Source organism: Methanocaldococcus fervens AG86 (assembly GCF_000023985.1).
GTDB lineage: Archaea > AGJL01 > Methanococci > Methanococcales > Methanocaldococcaceae > Methanocaldococcus > Methanocaldococcus fervens.
The window spans coordinates 1,173,152-1,191,752 of the sequence record NC_013156.1 but is presented as its reverse complement, the minus strand read 5'-3'; the positions used below and the strand labels follow the sequence as shown (position 1 = coordinate 1,191,752).

At 33.1% G+C, this 18,601-nt stretch carries 17 protein-coding genes; 4 read left to right on the top strand and 13 right to left on the bottom strand.

Annotation, left to right across the window (positions count from 1 at the left end):
* Positions 1 to 56 precede the first annotated feature (56 nt).
* The 6 genes from rpoB to MEFER_RS06395 form a co-directional block, all read right to left on the bottom strand.
* Positions 57 to 1,967 carry a DNA-directed RNA polymerase subunit B gene (rpoB, locus tag MEFER_RS06420; protein ID WP_394296026.1) on the bottom strand — a complete coding sequence of 637 codons (1,911 nt, stop codon included), beginning with the start codon at positions 1,965 to 1,967 and terminating at the stop codon, positions 57 to 59.
* A 65-nt stretch (positions 1,968 to 2,032) separates the two neighbouring features.
* A complete protein-coding gene (locus MEFER_RS06415) occupies positions 2,033 to 3,526 on the bottom strand; it encodes a DNA-directed RNA polymerase subunit B'' (RefSeq protein ID WP_015791807.1) in 1,494 nt (497 codons plus the stop codon).
* A gap of 16 nt (positions 3,527 to 3,542) precedes the next feature.
* Complete coding sequence (locus MEFER_RS06410; protein WP_015791806.1) at positions 3,543 to 3,779, bottom strand: DNA-directed RNA polymerase subunit H; 237 nt, start codon at positions 3,777 to 3,779, stop codon at positions 3,543 to 3,545.
* 170 nt (positions 3,780 to 3,949) lie between these two features.
* Positions 3,950 to 4,789 carry a tryptophan synthase subunit alpha gene (gene trpA / locus MEFER_RS06405; protein WP_015791805.1) on the bottom strand — a complete coding sequence of 280 codons (840 nt, stop codon included), beginning with the start codon at positions 4,787 to 4,789 and terminating at the stop codon, positions 3,950 to 3,952.
* A 15-nt stretch (positions 4,790 to 4,804) separates the two neighbouring features.
* Positions 4,805 to 6,010 (bottom strand): tryptophan synthase subunit beta, encoded by a 1,206-nt coding sequence (gene trpB / locus MEFER_RS06400; protein ID WP_015791804.1) that lies wholly within the window; start codon positions 6,008 to 6,010, stop codon positions 4,805 to 4,807.
* Between the two features lie 74 nt (positions 6,011 to 6,084).
* Positions 6,085 to 6,783: a ZIP family metal transporter gene (locus tag MEFER_RS06395; RefSeq protein WP_015791803.1), complete on the bottom strand. Its 699-nt coding sequence runs from the start codon at positions 6,781 to 6,783 to the stop codon at positions 6,085 to 6,087.
* A gap of 264 nt (positions 6,784 to 7,047) precedes the next feature.
* Here MEFER_RS06395 and MEFER_RS06390 point away from each other — a divergent pair, with 264 nt between their 5' ends.
* A complete protein-coding gene (locus MEFER_RS06390; protein WP_015791802.1) occupies positions 7,048 to 7,881 on the top strand; it encodes a F420-dependent methylenetetrahydromethanopterin dehydrogenase in 834 nt (277 codons plus the stop codon).
* Between the two features lie 34 nt (positions 7,882 to 7,915).
* Here MEFER_RS06390 and MEFER_RS06385 read toward each other — a convergent pair whose 3' ends face one another.
* The 3 genes from MEFER_RS06385 to MEFER_RS06375 are packed head-to-tail and all read right to left on the bottom strand — an operon-like array spanning position 7,916 to position 10,218.
* The gene (locus MEFER_RS06385) at positions 7,916 to 8,179 is read right to left on the bottom strand and encodes a signal recognition particle subunit SRP19/SEC65 family protein (protein ID WP_015791801.1); all 264 of its coding nucleotides are present in this window, start codon (positions 8,177 to 8,179) and stop codon (positions 7,916 to 7,918) included.
* 11 nt (positions 8,180 to 8,190) lie between these two features.
* A complete protein-coding gene (gene corA, locus MEFER_RS06380; RefSeq protein ID WP_015791800.1) occupies positions 8,191 to 9,144 on the bottom strand; it encodes a magnesium/cobalt transporter CorA in 954 nt (317 codons plus the stop codon).
* A gap of 9 nt (positions 9,145 to 9,153) precedes the next feature.
* The gene (locus tag MEFER_RS06375; RefSeq protein WP_015791799.1) at positions 9,154 to 10,218 is read right to left on the bottom strand and encodes a DUF373 family protein; all 1,065 of its coding nucleotides are present in this window, start codon (positions 10,216 to 10,218) and stop codon (positions 9,154 to 9,156) included.
* 247 nt (positions 10,219 to 10,465) lie between these two features.
* Between MEFER_RS06375 and MEFER_RS06370 the strand changes: the two genes are divergently transcribed.
* Complete coding sequence (locus tag MEFER_RS06370; RefSeq protein WP_015791798.1) at positions 10,466 to 11,383, top strand: PKD domain-containing protein; 918 nt, start codon at positions 10,466 to 10,468, stop codon at positions 11,381 to 11,383.
* Between the two features lie 7 nt (positions 11,384 to 11,390).
* Here MEFER_RS06370 and gatE read toward each other — a convergent pair whose 3' ends face one another.
* Positions 11,391 to 13,286 carry a Glu-tRNA(Gln) amidotransferase subunit GatE gene (gene gatE, locus MEFER_RS06365; protein WP_015791797.1) on the bottom strand — a complete coding sequence of 632 codons (1,896 nt, stop codon included), beginning with the start codon at positions 13,284 to 13,286 and terminating at the stop codon, positions 11,391 to 11,393.
* A 19-nt stretch (positions 13,287 to 13,305) separates the two neighbouring features.
* Complete coding sequence (gatD, locus tag MEFER_RS06360; protein ID WP_015791796.1) at positions 13,306 to 14,556, bottom strand: Glu-tRNA(Gln) amidotransferase subunit GatD; 1,251 nt, start codon at positions 14,554 to 14,556, stop codon at positions 13,306 to 13,308.
* Positions 14,557 to 14,785: 229 nt separating this feature from the next.
* Between gatD and MEFER_RS06355 the strand changes: the two genes are divergently transcribed.
* Positions 14,786 to 15,919 carry a radical SAM protein gene (locus tag MEFER_RS06355; protein WP_015791795.1) on the top strand — a complete coding sequence of 378 codons (1,134 nt, stop codon included), beginning with the start codon at positions 14,786 to 14,788 and terminating at the stop codon, positions 15,917 to 15,919.
* Positions 15,920 to 15,923: 4 nt separating this feature from the next.
* Complete coding sequence (gene cbiD, locus MEFER_RS06350) at positions 15,924 to 17,003, top strand: cobalt-precorrin-5B (C(1))-methyltransferase CbiD (RefSeq protein WP_015791794.1); 1,080 nt, start codon at positions 15,924 to 15,926, stop codon at positions 17,001 to 17,003.
* Between the two features lie 160 nt (positions 17,004 to 17,163).
* Here cbiD and MEFER_RS06345 read toward each other — a convergent pair whose 3' ends face one another.
* Both MEFER_RS06345 and rtcA read right to left on the bottom strand, forming a co-directional pair.
* Positions 17,164 to 17,583 (bottom strand): archease, encoded by a 420-nt coding sequence (locus tag MEFER_RS06345; protein WP_015791793.1) that lies wholly within the window; start codon positions 17,581 to 17,583, stop codon positions 17,164 to 17,166.
* Positions 17,584 to 18,600, bottom strand: a complete 1,017-nt coding sequence (gene rtcA, locus MEFER_RS06340; RefSeq protein WP_015791792.1) for an RNA 3'-terminal phosphate cyclase — start codon at positions 18,598 to 18,600, stop codon at positions 17,584 to 17,586.
* Position 18,601 lies beyond the last annotated feature (1 nt).

Below are 18,601 nucleotides of genomic sequence, written 5' to 3'. Positions count from 1 at the left end.
TAAGGTTATTTATTTGTTAAATTGTTTCATTAAAAAGTTTATAAAAGGAAAAGATTTTATTGTTTCTCTTCAGCTTTTTCCTTTTCCAATTTTTCAACAAAATCCTCAAAATCCTCTAACTCAACTTTATCTTTAACTTTAATCTTTGGTAATATGCACATACTCTTCAACTCATCTAACAGGAGCTTAAATGCATAAGGCAATCTAACAAATGGAATCTTCTTAGAGTTGTAAAGGTTTTCAATCTCACCACAAATTGGACAGTATTTTAAATTCCTCTTGTAATCTAATATAGCAAAGTCTCCACATTTTGAACATATGCAGATATCGTAAGGGTCGGATTCATCCATAAGCCTCTCTTTCAATAGCATAGCAGCTCCATGTCCTATTAAAACATCCCTCTCCATCTCCCCAAATCTTAAACCTCCCTCTCTTGCTCTACCTTCTGTTGGCTGTCTTGTTAACACTTGAACAGGTCCTCTACTTCTTGCATGTATCTTTCCAGCTACTAAGTGGTGCAATTTCTGGTAGTATGCGATTCCAATGTAAATTTCTACCTCAAATTTCTTTCCAGTCTTACCATCATACATAACTTCTTTACCGTGATTCTTGAATCCTAAAGCTTCTAAAGCCTTTCTTAAATCCCATTCTTTTTCCCCACTAAATATAGTTCCATCTATTCTTCTCCCTTCTAAAGCTCCTACTTTACCTCCAAGCATCTCTAACAATTGCCCAACGGTCATTCTTGATGGAATTGCGTGTGGGTTGATTATAATATCAGGAACTATTCCACTCTCTGTAAATGGTAAATCTTCCTGTGGAACTGTAAGCCCAATAACCCCTTTCTGCCCGTGTCTTGAAGCGAACTTATCTCCAAGCTCTGGAACTCTTAAATCTCTAACTTTAACCTTAACCAGTCTGTTTCCTTCTTTTGTTTCGGTTAATATAACCTTGTCAATATAACCCTCTTCTCCGTGTCTTACAACAACTGATGAATCTCTTCTCTGTGGCTTAACTTGGATAGTTATTTCATGCTCTTCTAAAAACCTTGGAGGGGATGTTTTACCAACAATCACATCTCCTCCTTTTACATGAGCTTCTACAGAAGCAATACCATCCTCTTCTAAATGTTTATAAGCTTCTTCTGATCTATAACCTCTAACTCCTTTGTCAGGAACTTCAAATCTATCCATCTGTCCTCCTGGATACCTCCTCTCACAGGCATCGTAAGTTCTGAAGAAAGTACTTCTCCCCAAACCTCTATCAATTGCTGATTTGTTAAAGACGATAGCATCCTCCATGTTGTATCCTTCATAGCTCATAATAGCTACAACGAAGTTCTGCCCTGCTGGTCTTTTATCGAATCCTAAAATCTCCTGGTGTTTTGTTCTAACAATAGGTACTTGTGGATAGTGGAGATAATGCCCCCTTGTATCTAATCTCCATTTTATATTACTCATTGGAATTCCTAATGACTGTTTACCCATTGCCGCAGCCATTGTAATTCTTGGTGCAGAGTTGTGCTCTGGATAAGGAGCGACTCCAGCCCCAATACCCAATATGGTTAATGGATCTATCTCCAAGTGTGTATGTTTTTCTGTCAACTCCTCTTCAGATAACGCTATATAAGCATTTTCTTCCTCTTCAGCATCCAAATATTCAATAACCCCCTCTTTAACTAAATCTGAAAATGTAATTTCCCCATTCCTTAATTTTTCAATATGCTCTTTAGTTAATTTTGGCTTACCATTCTCAACAACTATTAATGGCCTAACAATCCTTCCAGCATCGGTATTTATGTGTATATCGTTGTTCTCTTCGTTATAGGCAACTGTTGTATATTTGGAGATTTCTCCTTTTCTTCTTGCTTCTTTGATATAATTAATAAGTTCTTCTGGTTTATCTGTGGTTCCAATTAACTTTCCATTAACGTAAATATTTACTTCCCTTGATGCCAAGTTTTTCACCTAAGAAAGATTTTATTTTTATCATTAAAAATCTAAAAAATCAAAAAATTTGTTTTAAAAGTTTATTATGACCTGTATTCATTAATTCCAAAAGATTTTAACAACTCAATAACTTTGCTATCGTCTTCTTCCCTTGTAACCTTACACATTATAGCAAAGTTTTTAACAAGACCACAGTTTGGACCTTCTGGAGTTTCTGAAGGACAGATTTTTCCCCAATGTGTTCCATGCAACTCCCTTGCTTCAAAGTGTGGCTGTGATCTTGCCAATGGTGAGACAATCCTTCTTAGCTGGGAGTTTGTTGCTAAATAACTTGTTCTATCTAAAAGCTGGCTTACCCCAGTTTTTCCTCCAACCCATGTTCCTGTTGCCATAGCGTGTTTAATCCTCTCAGTTAATATATCACTTCTCACAGCAGCTTGAATTGATGGGGTTTTATTTCTCAACGTCTGCCTTTCTAATTGGTATTTTATATCCTTGACAAGTTGGTTAAATGCATATCTAAACAAATCCTCCATTAAATCTCCAGCTAATTTAGCTCTCTTATATGCGTAGTGGTCTTTATCATCTTCTCCTCTGTATCCATAGTAAAGTTCTAAAGCGTTTCTTGCCATTATTCCTAAGAATCTAATTTTCTTCGGGAAATCTTCTTTTTCAACTCCTAAGTGAGGTAACAGATAATTGCATAGAACTGTTTCTGCTCTTTTTAATCTATAATCTTTTATCTGCCCTGGAGCTACCCTTCTTCCAATAAATTCTAAAGCATCTTCGGGAGTGTTTATGTTATGCTCTTCCCTAATCTCTTGAATGTTCAATACAATTTCCATAAAGAATCTTTCATCATCTATTGCCTCAATAATATCTTTATCTGTCTCAGCCCCTAATGCCTTCATCAATATAACCAATGGAATCTGCCCAGGCATTCCAGGGAATGTAGCATATAACAAACCATCGGGGTGTCTTTCAACTGTACATAAAGCCCTAAATCCATGTCTTGTTGAAAATACCTTTGCAACATCTACAATCTTTCCGCTTCTTTCAGCCTTTTCACATAAAATTCTATTTGGGATTAAATCTTCCTGAGTAATTAAAACCTTCTCAGTTCCATTGATTATGAAATAACCAAATGGATCTTCAGGATCTTCCCCAAGTTCTATAAGCTCCTCTTTTGATTTTCCATACAAGTGGCAGATCTTTGAACCAAGCATTACTGGAAGCTCTCCAATATAAACTTCCACTGTTTCCCCTACAACCTCTTCCTCTCCTTCACCGATAATAGGAGTCATCTCTAAATACAATGGAACTGAATATGTTAAATCTCTAATTCTTGCTTCCATTGGAGTTATTGGTCTTATTGAACCATCAGCTTCTTTAATAACCGGTTTTCCTATTTTAACTTTTCCTAATTTAACTTTAAACCCACCAGAAATCTCTGTCTCAATATAACCAACTTCATCAATAATTTTTTGCAATCTATTTTCTACAAAATCGTTATATGACTCTATCTGGTGGTCTATTAAGCCATGTTCTTTAAAATAAGCATCTACTAATTCTCTCATAATTGCCACCTATTTTTTAAACAATTCTTTTAATAACTAATCTATAAGCTACACTAACACCAGCTGTTGGACTTTTTCTAATTATTCTAACAACATCTCCTTCTTTAGCCCCAATCTCTTGAATAACAGGATCATCTTCATAAATTTTAGGTAATTGCTGAATCTTAATATTGTATCTCTTCAAAATCTCCTCAACTTCTTCTTTTGGGACTATTTCATGCTTTGGAACCAGTATGTGGTCTGTGACCTTCAAGGTTACTCCTCCCTTACAGTTTTATTTAAATATTAAAAAAATAAAAATTAAAAAAAGAAACAACTTAGTAAGATAAGGTAACTGTGATGCATCCTTAGAAATATTTTTTTCTCATATTTATTTTTTACTTTTATTCTTTTATAATTATATTTTTTTATTCGAATATTTTGTTAGTTCTTTGCAGTTGCTTTAACTTTCTTTTTAGTCCCTTCTTTCAAATTTTTAACAAACTCTTCCAAATCTTTCAAGAATTTTTCCTCATCCTTTATCTGTCCATTTTCATCCAAATGTTTCTCAACGATCTTAACAATTGCACTTCCTACAATAGCCCCATCAGCTATCTCAGTTATTTCCTCAACGTGCTCTTTCTTTGATATTCCAAACCCTACGCATGCAGGAATTTTTGAATACTTTTTAACTCTCCTAACAAGTTCCTTCGTTTCTTCAGCAATTTTTTCTCTCGCTCCAGTAGTCCCAGTTACAGACACAACATAGACAAATCCACTACACTTTTCTAAAATTCTCTTTAATCTCTCATCAGGCGTTGTTGGAGCTACCAAAAATATTAAATCAACACCATATTTTTTGCAGTAGTTGTATAAGCTATCTGCTTCCTCAATTGGTAAATCAGGAACTATAATTCCTGAAACCCCTGATTCTTTGCATTTTTTAACAAACTCCTCCTCACCCATTTTGAATATTATATTATAATAGGTTAAAAACACCTTTGGAGTGTTTGGAAACTTCTCACTCAACTTTTTAGCCAATTCAAACGCTTTTAAAGGATTCATCCCACTACTCAAAGCCCTAACATCTGCCTTTTGTATTGTAATCCCATCTGCAACAGGGTCGGAAAATGGGATACCTATCTCAACAATATCTGCATACTTACAAATAACCTCTAAAGCTTTCTCTGAAATTTCTAAGTTTGGATCTCCTCCCACATAAAATGCAACAAATGCTTTTTCCCCTTTATTTTTTAATTCTTCAAATTTTTCTTCTATCTTCATAATTTCACCAGATAATTAAATCTCCCTACCTAATGCTTTAGCAACCGTTTGAACGTCTTTATCTCCTCTTCCAGATAGGTTAATAACCATTATATCATCTTTATCTAACTTATCAGCTAACTTAACGGCATAAGCTAAAGCATGAGAGCTTTCCAATGCTGGTAATATACCCTCTAATCTACATAGTAGTTGGAAAGCCTCTAAAGCTTCATCATCAGTTACATAAACTGCTTTAATCCTTCCCTCATCCTTTAAAAATGAAAGCTCAGGACCTACTCCTGGATAATCTAAACCTGCTGAAATACTATAACTCTCCTCTATCTGCCCAAACTCATCCTCTTTAACATAAATCTTAGCTCCATGTAAAACCCCTATCTCTCCAGCACACAACGAAGCTCCATGCATTCCTGTTTCAATTCCCTTTCCTCCAGCTTCAACGGCATATAATTCAACATCATCATCTAAGAATTCATAAAATGCCCCTATGGCATTGCTACCTCCACCAACACATGCAACAATAACATCTGGCAACCTTCCTTCCTTCTCCAGTATTTGTTCTTTAATTTCTTTACCAATAACTCTTTGGAATTCTCTAACCATCATTGGATATGGGTGAGGCCCTAAAGCGGAACCAAGTAGATAATGAGTGTTTCTAACGTTAGTTGTCCAATCCCTCAAAGCTTCGTTTACAGCATCTTTTAGTGTTTGTGATCCTCCAAATACGGGAATTACTTTAGCTCCCATTAACTCCATCCTAAAGACATTCAACTTCTGCCTCTCAACATCCTTAGCTCCCATGTATATAACACATTCTAACCCAAGTTTAGCACATGCTGCAGCAGTGGCTACTCCATGCTGTCCAGCTCCTGTCTCTGCTATAACTCTCGTTTTACCCATTTTTTTAGCTAATAAAGCCTGTCCCAAAGCGTTATTTATTTTATGAGCTCCTAAGTGAGCTAAATCCTCCCTCTTTAAATAAACTTTACAGCCAAGTTCTTCACTCAACCTTTCAGCGTAATACAATGGCGTTGGTCTCCCTACATAATCTCTTAACAAGGCAAAATATTCCTCTCTAAAATTCCCTTCATTGTTTATCCAAAATCTCTTAAAAGCTTCCTCCAACTCAGTTATTGCAGGCATTAACGTTTCTGGAACAAATTTACCTCCGTATATTCCAAACTTTCCATTTTCATCCGGATATTTATCTTTGTATCTCTTCAAGATAGACACCTCAAGAAGTAAATATGATGTTTTTTAAAATATAGGATAGGAACGATATATAGTTTTTTGCAAAATTATTGAATCAAAGTTATAACCATCACCAAAATATAGCCGATCAATAAGTATAAAAAGGATTTTTCTTTTTTATGCTCATAAATGTGAGGAACAAGCATGAGAAATGCTCCTAAAAAAATACCTCCTGAAAATGCTAACAGTATTTTTGGAGAGATATTTTTTAAAGTTATCAATCCAATAACAGTTCCTAAAACAGTTCCAAATGATACAATAACTCCTGGATATAGAGGATTTTTATAAACCCCTTTTAATGGAGACATTAAAACAAATCCTGCTGGCAGTTTATGTAAAAGTATGGCAAAATACAATGGAAGACCTATATTACTAATATACGAAACAGCAATAATCAATCCATCTATAAATGTATGTATAAAGAACGATATTGGATAGATAAATTTAATTTTAATTACTTCCTCTAAGTTATCACATTCTATACAGTATTTCCTTGATAAAGGGCAGTATGCTAAATATTTTTCAATAAGATAAACTACTATCATCCCAAAAACTACAAATATTTCAAATCCTTCAAAGAAAGACTTTGGAATCAATATTAGGGTTGCTACCCCAAATATAAACCCAAATGAAATTGCCTCAAATTCATATCTGTATTTTAGAGATATAGAGTAATATGCTAAAATCTCACCAATACACATAACAATAAAACTCAAAATTGCGATGAATATTGGAATTTCATCCATAAAAAACACCGATGTTTCTTAATTAGTGTATATTTTATTTATATTTAATTTCTATTTTGTTTTGCGTTTTATACTTATTCCTCTCGTTTATTTTATTAATATTTATAATATCATATATTGGCTAAATTAATAGTTATTATTTTTTAATAACAAATCCTAAATATACTATATATCAAATGAATACTCCAAACAAGGAGTAAGATATTTATTAAAAGAGTTCAATAATACTAATATACTGTATAAAATAATTTAAAAGGTGATAATTTGGTAGTAAAGATAGGAATAATAAAATGTGGTAACATTGGAATGTCCCCAGTAGTTGATTTGGCATTAGATGAGAGAGCAGATAGAAAAGATATCGCAGTTAGAGTTTTAGGTAGTGGGGCAAAGATGGATCCAGAATCTGTTGAAGAAGTTACAAAAAAGATGGTCGAAGAAGTTAAACCTGACTTTATCATCTATATTGGACCAAACCCAGCCGCTCCTGGTCCAAAGAAAGCGAGAGAGATATTAAGCCAGAGTGGAATTCCTTCAATAATTATTGGGGATGCCCCAGGTTTAAGAGTTAAGGATGAGATGGAACAGCAAGGTTTAGGATACATAATTATAAAATGCGACCCAATGATTGGTGCAAGAAGAGAATTTTTAGACCCAGTTGAGATGGCATTATTTAACTCAGATGTTTTAAGGGTCTTAGCTGGAACTGGGACTTTAAGAGTAGTTCAAGAAGCAATTGACAAAATGATTGATGCGATTAAAGAAGGTAAAGAGCCAGAACTTCCAAGAATTGTAATTAATGAGCAAAAAGCAGTTGAAGCAATGGAATTTACAAATCCTTATGCAAAGGCAAAAGCAATGGCTGCATTTGTTATTGCTGAAAAAGTTGCAGATGTTGATGTTAAAGGTTGCTTTATGACAAAAGAGGCAGAGAAGTATATTCCAATAGTTGCATCAGCTCATGAAATGATTAGATACGCTGCTAAATTGGTAGATGAAGCAAGAGAATTAGAGAAAGCAATGGACGCAGTTAGTAGAAAACCACACCATCCAGAAGGTAAGAGATTAAGTAAAAAGGCATTAATGGAAAAACCACAATAAATTACCAATAAATTAACTTTTTTAATTTTTTATTTTATTCCTTTCTTTTTATAATCTTACATATCTCTTTTAATAATTTCAGTTTATTTCCTTTATAGTCAACCTCTACACATCCACAAATCTCCCAGTGCTGTCTTGGATACCTCTTTTCTCTATGAATCTTTGGTTTTAATCCAAGCTTTTTTAATGCTTTCTCAATATCCTTTAAAGATGGTTTTTCTATAGCTAAATTTTCTGGAACTCTTCTTCCCTCCCTCCTACTTTTCCTTTTATCTATATAAGCTGGCCAAATAATCATAAATCATCACCTCAAATCCACCCAGACCTTTTAAATATATACACAAATGTTATTATAGTAATAATCATCAAAGCCATTATAATCCAAAAACCCTGGGGATTATTTGCTAATGGTAAGTAGGTAAAATTCATCCCATATATTCCAGTAATCCACATGGGAACAGCGAAAATTGTGGTAACCATCGTTAATATCTTCATAATTTGGTTCATTTTTATATTCTCTAATGAGAGGGTCATATCCATCATTGATGTTAAAACCTCTCTATAAGTTGCTGACATATCGATGAGCTGTAAAGTGTCATAGTATAAGTCTTCAAAGTTCTCTCTATCTTCCCTTGTAGTTATTGGGAGATACTTCCTCTTTAATAAAACTAAAACATCCCTATTAGCTATTAAAGATTTGTGAAAATAAACTAAAGTCTTTCTTAAGCTCAATATCCCTTCCATAATCTCCCTATCATATCCTATCAACAACTTGTCTTCCAATTCCTCTAACTCATCCTCTAAGCCAATTAAAATCCTTGAATAGCTCCTTGTAATCTCATTTAGTATATGGTATAACAAGAATCCAATCCCTCTTTCAAATACAATCCTTGGCTTTTTTGTTAATATCAACTTATGCAATCTTCCAATAGCTTTTATTTTATCTGAGTGTATTGTTAAAAGTATATTATCTCTAATATAAATTCCAAGAGAAGTTGTTGTAATATCCTCTTCAAATAATGGGGCTTTGTAAATAATTAAGTAAAAATCTTCCTCTTCTTCTACTCTTGGAATTTCTTGCTCGTCTAAACCAATCTGTAGCTCAGAGACAGAAATATTAATTTTTTTGGAGAGTTTATAAAGTTCCTCATCTTTTGGGTCGTAACAATCGATCCAAATAAGTTTATAATCTTCAAATTTAATTTCATCAAATTTTGGCTCAACAATACTACCTTCCTTAGATATAGCAATTACTGTAATCATATTAGCCCTTTATTTTTCCTTATCTGAATTTTTGGTGAATAGGATAACAGATAGTATGATTGTAATGGATATGTAGATTATAACATACATAACAAACGTTATAAACTCAATTTCACCCAATAAATAATCTCCACCACTGATAATTAACTCCCTTGCAATGAATATACATATCAAATAGAAAAAATACTTTTTAAAGATTTCTAAGAGTTCTTGTTCAGAGTGTATAACGTTATCTACAAACTTTCCTACCACTAAAATTAACAGTGCCAAAACTAAAGGATTCGAAAAGTGTAACAAAAATTTACCAATAAATTCATTCAACGTTGTTAATTGGCGAGTTAAGCTTATCGAGTATGTAAGTCCAATAATCAATATAAATAAAGATATAACTGCCGATATTGGAAAAACCCTTCCTATAGCAAATTCCTCTTTATTTTTAATCCTCTCGATCAATAATCTCCTAACCCCTACACCCTCTGATAATATATATAATCCAATAAGCCCCACAACAATTCTCCAACCTATATCTGCAAACACCGCATACAATATTAAAGAAAAACCAGTAAACGTTAAAATTAATGGGATGTATTCTTCCATAGTTTTCTTTATGAATTCTTGAATTAAATAATATGTAGATTCTAATGTCTCACTCTGTTTAACAACAATCCTCTTTTTCCATACAAATACATTTTTTGATTCTAAATACCTTAAAATCATTTCATCCTCTTTTCCATCAGAGACTAAATAAATGAAGTCTGGATTATACAAATACAATAGAAAGTCTATTTGCTCTTTCAATCTTAATGCACATTTTTCTGACTCAACATTAACATCCCCAGAGATTGTAGCTATCTCCACACCCTTTCCACTAGCTTTCAATTCATCATATATCTTAACTCCTCCAAGTATTGCATTGACATCACTATCTCCAGGGTCTGTCAAACCCAACTTTATCAAAGCCTTTATATTTTTCTCTCTTCCTAAAATTGGAGTATTTAAACCGGCTTTTCTTCCGACATCGTCATCAATATCAACAACAAGAACAAGATAATTTTTTATTTTTTCCTCATGCATTTAAATCCCTCTAACAATCAAATGAAATACAAACAAAACAAAGCAAACAATTTAACAAACTTATTTATTTATCTGTTGATTATATAATTTTAATCTCTACCATAGGCAAAAATATATAAACCTATAAATTTAATTGACAAACACTTCCACCATTTCTTTTTGACCTGTTATGTTTTATAATTTATTACAACTAAATTTATATACGTAAAAAAATAAATTACGATGTAAGTTATATTTGGTGATTTATATGTTACTGGTTAAAAGAAAAGGACAGTTGTCTTTAGAGTTTGTCCTATTGATATTAGGCTTAATACTTGTAGGGTCTGTTATCACCCTACAATTGGTTGAAGAAAGCCCAAAATCTATTGGAAATAAATCTTCTGAAATTAAAAAAGAAACTCTTAGTATTTTTATAAAAGAAGCAGAACTTACCCCCCTAAACATAACCTCCAATAACCCAAATATAATTATAATCAATAGATACCCTGTTGCTGAATTCACCTACAATGTAATTGAATACTCAGTATACGCTATAAGTATAACTAACCAAGCAATAGTTCCTGGAGAAGGTTGGCCCGTGGCATTATACAACGGCGGTGATTATATATCATTTAAAATACTAGACAAAGACTTCACACTTACATTAGGCGATTCAACCATCACGTTGGGACATGGAGCAAATCACTACATATATATTTTTGGAACTATTGAAAATTTAACAACTCAAGAATTGACAAATAATAACAAAAAGAAAAATGATGATGATAAAAAAGGACCTAAAAAATATCTCATAAACTTGACAGCGTATGGTACATTATATTACAAACTTGGTAGTTTGAAAAGTAATACCCCAACATATAAAATTGTCATACGTAATGGAAAACTTGCAATAGAAGAAACTGATGGGATGGAAGCAGATAACAAAGTTGTAGTAACATTTGATGCCTCTGCATCATATGACCCAGATGGGTATATTATTAAATACATTTGGGATTTCGGAGATGGAAGTGGAATAGAAACCACAAACCCAATAATAAATCACACATACACAGATTGTAAAACTTACTTGGTAAAGCTTACGGTTGTTGATAATAAAGGTTTAAAAACCAGCACATCAAAATTTTTAATAATACCTAAGCCAATATTAATATTAAAAACAGAATAATCCCAAATTAAATAAATTCCTTTAACTTCTTTCTTAATATGTCATTAACCAACTTTCCATCTGCCTTTCCTCTCAACTTTGCCATACATCTACCCATTAAAAATCCATAAGCTTTTTCTCCTTTCTCTTTAACCACATTTATATGCTCTTTGATTATCCCCTCAATAATCTTTTCAACTTCTTCCTTTGATAATCCCTTTAATCCCTTAATATCTAAAATCTCATCTATGCTTTTATCTGGATACTCACAAAAGCCCTTTAAGACCTCAACAATTCCCTCTTTAGCTATTTTACCATCAGACAACGCCATAAATATCTCTTCAAAATGTCTCTCTTCCAATTTATCTATATCATAACCTTCTCTTTTAATCTCCTTCAACGTATTTTCTAATGTTGTAGCAATTAAAACTGGTTTAATATTTTTGAATCTTTTACATAATCTTTCAAACAAATCAACATAATAACTTAAAACCATCTTTTTTGCCAATTCATCATTTAACTTATACTCTTTTTTAAACCTCTCAAACTTCTCCTCCGGAAGTTCTGGTAGATTTGCTTTTATCTCATCAATAAGCTCTTTCTTTATAAATATTGGTGGGATATCTGTCTCTGGATACATCCTTGCGGCTCCTGGTAGAGGTCTTAAATAGGCAGTATTTCCATCCTCCAAAGCTCTCCTTGTTTCCTCTGGCACTCCAATTAATGCTTCCTTAGCCCTCTCTATCACTGCCTCTAATGCTTTATCTACCTTGCTCTCTTCATCTGCAACAATAATTACAGCATCTAAATCATCGGCATTAATGAACTCTCTAAGTTTTTTAACTTCTTCCTCTGTAATGCCATATTTTGGCAATTCATCAGTGTGGAAAATCCCTCCAACACCGGCTATAACCTTTGCTCTATCTGAAAATTCTGTTCCCAATCTTCTTCCTGGTTGAATTTCTCTTCCAACTAATCCAGCAAAGCCCTTTAATAAAATTGCCTTAACTTTCCCATTCTTTTTCTTTAAGGCACTTTGTATAATCTTTGATTTACAGTCCTTAAATATCTCTGTAACATCAAATATTTCCTCAACAACTTCTGCATTCCTATTTTTTAGCTCATCTCTAATTTTCAAAAGATTTAATTGCCTTATAACTTCATTCTCAACAACCTTTTCAATTAAATCTAAGTCCTGGACACCTTTAACTTCTATCCTTGCCCCATCCCTAATTGATATATTTATATCCTGCCTTATTGTTCCCAAACCTCTCTTAACCTTACCCGTAGCTCTCAATATCTCCCCAATTCTTTTTGCCGCTTCTTTAGCCATTTTAGGACTTTTTATATCTGGAGCTGTTGAAATCTCAACTAATGGAATTCCCAACCTATCCAAGTTATAAACTACAGCATCCCTTCTATCTTCTATTTTCCTTGCCGCATCTTCCTCCAAACATAAGCTTGTTATTCCTACTTTTCCTTCGGATGTCTCTATGTATCCATCTCTTGCTAAAAATATAGTTCTTTGAAATCCAGATGTGTTTGAACCGTCAATAACTATCTTCCTCATTGTGTATGCAACATCAACAACATCCATATTCATCAATAAAGCAACTTCCAACGCTATTTTTAATGCCTCTTCGCTTGGTGGATGAGGAGGTTCTTCATCCAACTCAACTAAACATGTTGTGTCATTGTAAAATTGATAAATAAACTTCTTTCCTTTCCTTGCCTCTATTAAAGCCGCTTTATCAACTTCTCCCATCTCACTTAGTGAAGGTCTTAAAACCCTAACAATTTCTCCGTCTGGCTCATCATCTCTTAAAATTGTTGGACAGTGGCAAAATAACTTTCTTTTTGTATTTAGTTGTTGATGTATCTCCAATCCTACTTTTAAACCAAGTTTTTCATAATCAATCTCCATCTTATCACCATATTATTTTTTAATAGGCATCAAATCTACTTCTGTATTCAATTTCTCCAACCAAATTCTTATTAATCAATTTTTTAACTTCTTCTGGTTCATAGTTTCCTAACAAATACATTAATTTGACATAAGCTACCTCTGGAAGCATATCTCCACAGCCAATAACTCCTAATTTCTGCAATTCCCTTCCATTTGAATAGACGTTCATATTTACTCTTCCATTGATTGTTTGGGTTGTCATAACAACAACTACTCCATTATCTATTGCATACTTTATATCCTCAAAAATATACTCTGGAGCATGCCCTAATCCAGTTCCCTCCAAAACAATGCCTTTATATCCTTTATCCACATAGAATCTAATTATTTCTCCATCCATTCCAGGATAAACTTTTATTAAAGCTACCTTTTCCTCCAAATTTGTGTCTATCTCAACTTTTCTACCATTAGATTTTTCAACGTCTTGTAAATAGATAACTTCCTTTGTAAATGGATTTATCTTAGCTACAGGGATTGAATTTATTGATTTAAATGCATCCCTTCTTGAAGAATGGCATTTCCTAACCTTAACTCCCTTATGGAGATAGCAGAAAGTGTCTCCACTCTCCCCATGCATTACAACATAAACTCCTTTAATTGGCTCTCTTGCAGCTAAAACAGCACTTATTAAATTTAAAGCTGCGTCTGATGATGGCCTATCACTACTTCTCTGAGCTCCAACTAAGATTATTGGTACGTCAGCCTTAACCATAAATGAGAGAGCTGAGGCAGTATAAGCCATTGTGTCAGTTCCATGAGCTATAACTATACCATCAGCCCCTTCTTCTATCTCTTTTTTTATTTCCTCAGCAATCTTTTTCCAATACTCTGGTTTCATATTTTCGCTTAGTATGTTCATTACTGCCCTTCCTTTTATGTTGGCAATGTCTAAAAGCTCTGGAACAGCCCTAATTAAATCATCAGCCGTAAAAGAAGGATGAACAGCTCCTGTTTTATAATCAACCTTTGAAGCAACTGTTCCTCCAGTGGATAAAATAGAGATTGTTTTAAACTTTTCATTCTTTTCAATGTTTAATGGAGGCAATTCATACTTTGGTTTTTCTCCTTTGGATATAATCTCTATATTTTTTACGTTTTCTTTTAATATTCCAACGTTATAACCGTTTTTCATCTTTATTGTTATTATATTTTCGTCAGTTGATGGCAATAAGATACCTTCAAAAATCCCTTTATCTGTTTCTACTCTTATAATATCCCCAACATCCATTATTCCACCTTTAAGTGATTTTATAAAAATAAAATAAGCAAAAAAATATAAAAATCTTTATAAATGCTAAATATATCCAAATAAATAAATGAAAATATCCAAAATAAAAATAAAAAGTGGCGTCAGTTCGCCCATCAATCATCATCAGAAATCAGCAGCTACTCCGATCATCATCCGCCATAAATATATTAAGCAACTTAAGTATATATACTTACCTCAAGGTGAAAACATGAACGTTGAAGAGATTGAGAAATATTTAGAAGAAAATTTTGATAAATTACCAGAAGGATGCAAGCAGTGCGTTAGAGGAGAAAAATTAGTTCTATTTATCACTGGAATTTGCAACAATAACTGTTATTATTGCCCATTATCTGAAAAAAGAAAGAATAAAGATGTAATATATGCAAATGAGAGGTTACTTACTACAGTTGGAGAGGCCATTGAAGAGGCGAAGCTGTGTAGTAGTAAAGGGGTTGGAATAACAGGAGGAAATCCATTATTAAAAATAAATAGAACTGTAAAATTTTTAAATGCCTTAAAAAATGAGTTTGATGAATTTCATTCCCATTTATATGCAACACCGGAAACAGTGGATGAAGAAAAGTTAAAACTTTTAAAAGAGGCTGGTTTGGATGAGATAAGGCTTCATCCAACTAAGATATTTAATGAAGGTTATGATGAAGATTATATAAGATTTTTATGTGATAAATTGAGCCTATGCAATAAATACATTGAAGATGTTGGAGTTGAAATTCCAGCAATTCCAAATATGGATGAAGAGATTTTAAAATTGGCTGAAGCGGTTGATGGAACAGCTAAATTTATGAACATCAACGAGCTCGAGTTTTCTGAGGAAAATTATTATGAGTTGGAGAAGAGAGGTTTTGAACCAAAGGATGACATAAGCAGTGCGATTGCTGGAAGCGAAGAAACTGCTCTAAAAGTTATAAAAGAATTTAAAGGAGATTTATTTATCCACTACTGCCCATCAGTCTTAAAAGATGCCATACAGATGAAAAGTAGGTTAATAAATAGAGCTAAAAATGTAGCTAAGCCCTATGAGGTTATAACTGAAGAAGGTTTATTGTTGAGAGGTATTATGGTTTTTGATAACTATGAAGATTTAGAAGAAATGGCTGAAATTTTGAAGGAGAATGAGATAGAGTTTGAAATTGTTGATAAAAGCATCTACCTAAATCCATTCATATTGGAGGATATTATTGATGAGATGAAGAGACAAGGATTTCCAATAACGTTTTCAGCCTATATCTCAGAAATCTATCCAACTGCAGATGCTTTAGAGGTTGAGAGAATCCCTTTAATAACCAAAAAATTAAAGTTTAGAAGAAGAAGGAAAAGATGAGAGCATGATTTACGATTTTAGGAAGAAGTCAAAATTTGGCTATACAACTGGCTCATGTGCTGCTGCAGGGGCTTATTCAGCTCTCTACTATTTAAAATTTGGAGAAAAACTTAGCCATGTTGAGATTGAAAATTTAAATGGGGATAAATTAATTATTCCAATAGAAAAAATTGAAAAATCTGGAAATAAAGCTAAAGCTGTTATTATAAAGGATGCTGGGGAAGATATAGATATAACAAACGGCATTGAAATCATTACTGAAGTTGAATTAAAGAAAGGAAAAAAGGATGTTATTATTAAAGGTGGGGAGGGGGTTGGAACTGTTACAAAGGACGGTTTGCAGGTAAAAAAAGGAGAAAAAGCAATAAATCCAAAGCCAAAAGAGATGATTAAAAAGAATCTTCTAAAGCTATTAAATGAGGATGAAGTTGCCGAAGTAATTATCTCAGTACCTAAAGGTAAAGAGTTGGCTAAAAAAACATTAAACCCTAAACTTGGAATCATTGGGGGATTATCCATATTAGGAACTACTGGAATTGTTAGACCAATGTCAAACGAGGCATATATGAACTCTTTAGTTCCACAGATAGATGTAGCTTTAGCGAATGACTATAAAAAGCTTATTTTCGTCCCAGGAAACATTGGAACTAAGTATGCAAAAAAACTTTTAAATGCAGATAATGATGAGATTGTTGAAGTCTCAAACTTCTGGGGATTTATGCTTGATAAAGCTAAAGAAAAGGGAGTTAAGGAGATTTTAATCTTTGGACATGCTGGGAAAATCGTTAAGTTAGCTGGGGGGATATACAACACACATTCAAAAATAGCTGATTGTAGAAATGAGATATTAGCAGCCTATTCATCACTATTTATTGATGATAAGGAAGTTATAAAAAAGATTTTGTATTCAAATACAACAGAAGAAGTTATCAAAATTTTAAAGAAAAGAGGCGTTATAACTGAAGTTTTTAACCTAATAGCTAAAAGAATTGTTGAAAGGTTAAGCGAAAGATGGAAAGGCATTAAATTTAGCTGTATAATTATAGATATGAATGGGGAGGTTTTAGGAAAATATATTGATTAAGAATTATTGAGTAAGAATTAAATAATGTCTAAGAGGCATTGCTTCCGTAAGGAAGCGATGCATCCCGGTATCCCGAACAACCTTTTAAAAAAGCCGGGGAAAACTAGTTTTGATGAAACTTTTAGTAAAAGTTTCATACCAATGGGCGGAGCCCTATGGTTTATAGATCAACAATATACCTAACCCTCCACCCATCCTCTTCTTCCTTAACCTCCATTTTATGATAAGTTACTGCTTTAACCTCCTCTTTTATATTATGCTTCTCCTTATCTATCTTCTCTCCATAAGCTATACATCTCAACTTGTAACCATTTTCATATCTCTCAATTTTTACATCAAAATCGTTAAAAACTAAGTTTTCAACGTCAGTATAAAAAAGTAGTTCATTCAAAAAATTATACAAAAGTTCTTCTAAATCTTCTCCCGTTACTTCAAACTCCACCTTTTCCTTTTTATCAACTTTATCAATATCAACCATAATGTTGTATAGTCCCTTAGCACCCTCCTTAAATGCCTCTTCTAAAGTTTTCCCTTTAGCTTCAACACCCAAATCAGCAGTTGTTTCAAAATAATTAAACATTTAAACCACCTCTATAGTAAATCCATTACAGTTATTTTCCCTATATTCTCTAATCTCAAAATCCACATCTAAAAAGTGCTTAACAACCCAAATATTTGTTTTTGTATGGTTGGTTATCTCTGAAACCCCAACTACACCTTTACCAAACGCTAAGAATGGAATTATTTGGTCTCCCATGTATTTATCTAAAGCCATTCCACTTTTTCTTGCGTTTAATAATTCATCAACTGCCCTTTCAGCAACAATTTCCGCCCTTAAACCTTTCTCACCTAAGCAACTTCCTCCTAAAGTATCATTCCATAAAACTATCCCTGCCCCTGTAGAGATACCTTTTGAACATTCTATTTTTATATTTGGCATCAATCCACGTTTGTTTAATAAATTCACCGCCCTTTTTCTCATCCTCCTTGCTATATTTTCATCCAAATTTTGCACATATGAAATTCCCCCAACTAAATCACTTTTAGAATGCTCTATCAAATCAAATTTTTTAACTTTAGATGGCTTAACTTCAAAAATAACTTCTCCTCCTCCCTCTGGATAAAATCCTCTCTTTAAAACCTTCAACTCTGTCAAAACTCCAAAATCTCTAAGTATTTTTAAAGTTACATTTTTTATGTAATCAATTGGTGGAGCTCTTTTGACATCAGTTCCCCCTTTTATTTTTACGGTAAATTTTTTATCAATTCCCAATGACAAAGGGAGGAGGGCTTGTATAACCAAAGATATACTACCAGCAGTTCCAATGTCTATTGTGAAATCCTTTGGAGATAATTTTGAAGGTATGAAGGTTAATTCCTCTGAGCCCACTTTTAATCCATAAACCTCAGCATTACAAAGTTTTTTAACTGCTTTAACTGCAGATACGTGCTGATGAGCCAATCCCCTATTTTTTCTCTTCTTCCTTATGTTGATAATTTTTATTGGCTTTTGAGTTAGAGCTGATAAAGAAACTGCAGTTCTTACAATCTGCCCTCCTCCTTCTAAATAACTGCCATCGATAATTATAAAATCCATT

What these genes read in the sequence shown, in the direction of transcription:
- MEFER_RS06415 (WP_015791807.1), bottom strand. Translation starts at nt 3,526, where the DNA reads ATGAGAGAATTAGTAGATGCTTATTTTAAAGAACATGGCTTAATAGAC.
- trpA (WP_015791805.1), bottom strand. Translation starts at nt 4,789, where the DNA reads ATGAAGATAGAAGAAAAATTTGAAGAATTAAAAAATAAAGGGGAAAAA.
- MEFER_RS06395 (WP_015791803.1), bottom strand. Translation starts at nt 6,783, where the DNA reads ATGGATGAAATTCCAATATTCATCGCAATTTTGAGTTTTATTGTTATG.
- MEFER_RS06385 (WP_015791801.1), bottom strand. Translation starts at nt 8,179, where the DNA reads ATGATTATTTGGCCAGCTTATATAGATAAAAGGAAAAGTAGGAGGGAG.
- corA (WP_015791800.1), bottom strand. Translation starts at nt 9,144, where the DNA reads ATGATTACAGTAATTGCTATATCTAAGGAAGGTAGTATTGTTGAGCCA.
- MEFER_RS06375 (WP_015791799.1), bottom strand. Translation starts at nt 10,218, where the DNA reads ATGCATGAGGAAAAAATAAAAAATTATCTTGTTCTTGTTGTTGATATT.
- MEFER_RS06370 (WP_015791798.1), top strand. Translation starts at nt 10,466, where the DNA reads ATGTTACTGGTTAAAAGAAAAGGACAGTTGTCTTTAGAGTTTGTCCTA.
- gatE (WP_015791797.1), bottom strand. Translation starts at nt 13,286, where the DNA reads ATGGAGATTGATTATGAAAAACTTGGTTTAAAAGTAGGATTGGAGATA.
- gatD (WP_015791796.1), bottom strand. Translation starts at nt 14,556, where the DNA reads ATGGATGTTGGGGATATTATAAGAGTAGAAACAGATAAAGGGATTTTT.
- MEFER_RS06355 (WP_015791795.1), top strand. Translation starts at nt 14,786, where the DNA reads ATGAACGTTGAAGAGATTGAGAAATATTTAGAAGAAAATTTTGATAAA.
- cbiD (WP_015791794.1), top strand. Translation starts at nt 15,924, where the DNA reads ATGATTTACGATTTTAGGAAGAAGTCAAAATTTGGCTATACAACTGGC.
- MEFER_RS06345 (WP_015791793.1), bottom strand. Translation starts at nt 17,583, where the DNA reads ATGTTTAATTATTTTGAAACAACTGCTGATTTGGGTGTTGAAGCTAAA.
- rtcA (WP_015791792.1), bottom strand. Translation starts at nt 18,600, where the DNA reads ATGGATTTTATAATTATCGATGGCAGTTATTTAGAAGGAGGAGGGCAG.